Source organism: Pseudooceanicola antarcticus (assembly GCF_900215355.1).
GTDB lineage: Bacteria > Pseudomonadota > Alphaproteobacteria > Rhodobacterales > Rhodobacteraceae > Pseudooceanicola > Pseudooceanicola antarcticus.
Genome location: NZ_OBEA01000016.1, coordinates 1 through 1,203 on the forward strand (window position 1 = coordinate 1; position 1,203 = coordinate 1,203).

The 1,203-nt window shown below is 61.8% G+C and carries 1 protein-coding gene; it reads right to left on the minus strand.

Translation table 11 applies throughout. The features are described from left to right. Positions 1–29: 29 nt before the first annotated feature. Positions 30–1,138, minus strand: a protein-coding gene (locus CRO50_RS19790; protein ID WP_097147574.1) for an IS3 family transposase whose coding sequence is annotated in 2 segments (ribosomal slippage) — positions 30–889 and positions 889–1,138 — 1,110 coding nt in all. Because the reading frame shifts where the segments join, the coding sequence is not laid out codon by codon here. Between the last annotated feature and the right edge of the window lie 65 nt (positions 1,139–1,203).

Genomic DNA, 1,203 nt, shown 5'->3' on the forward strand with positions numbered 1-1,203 from the left:
TGACGTGCTCCCCGTAGTGTCCGCGTTTTTTAGTTCGCTCTGTTCAGGGTTTGGTCCTCTACTGACCGTTGGTGATACTCCCACGGGGTGAGCCCGTCGAGGCTCGTGTGGGGGCGGTGGTGGTTGTAGTCGTCGCGCCAGGCCGAGATAAGCTCCCGGGCGTGGCGCAGGTTGGCGAATAGGTGCTCATTGAGGCACTCGTCGCGCAGCCGGCCATTGAAGCTCTCGACGAAGCCGTTCTGCATGGGCTTCCCAGGCGCGATGTAATGCCACTCGACCTTGCGATCCTCCTGCCATTTCAGAATGGCATTCGAGGTCAGCTCCGTGCCGTTGTCGCTGACCACCATGCATGGATAGCCGCGCACCCGAGCTATGTTGTCGAGCTCACGGCCAACGCGCTGCCCCGACAGCGAGGTGTCCACGACCGCGGCCAGGCATTCCCGGCTGAAGTCGTCGATGACGCAGAGCACCCGGAAGCGGCGACCATCGGACAGGCTGTCTGACACGAAGTCCAGGGACCATCGCTGGTTCGGCCCCTGCGGGAGCGCCATCGGCGCCCTCGTTCCGATCGCGCGCTTGCGACCGCCACGCTTGCGCACTGTCAGGCCTTCTTCACGGTAGATCCGGTAGAGCTTCTTCCAGTTCACCTGCCAGCCCTCTCGGCCCAGTAGGAGGTGCAGTCGTCGGTAGCCAAACCGCCGACGTTCGCTGGATAGCTCCTTCAGCCTCTCTCGCAGCTCGGTGTCCGCAGGTCTGGTTGAGCCACGTCGATACACACGCGGATCGATCCCGGCCAGAGCACAGGCCCGTCGCTGGTTGTAGCTCTTCTCTTTCATGGCCCAGTCCACAGCTCGCCGCCTTGCACCGGGCTTCAGAAGTTTTTTCCCAGCATCTCCTTGAGCGTGGCGACATCGAGCATGTGCTCCGCCAGCATCTTCTTCAGCTTCGCGTTCTCGGCTTCGAGCGCCTTCAGCCGTTTGGCCTCCGACACCTCCATGCCGCCATACTTCGAGCGCCACTTGTAGAACGTGCCATCACTGATCCCGTGCTTCCGGCAGAGCTCCTTGGCGCCTACCCCGGCCTGGTGCTCCTTCAGGATGCCAATGATCTGCTCTTCGCTGAAACGGCTTTTCCGCATCGTCTGTCTCCTCGTTTGGAGAACAGGCTAACTTCAAACCGCGGACTTTTCAGGGGAGCACGTCA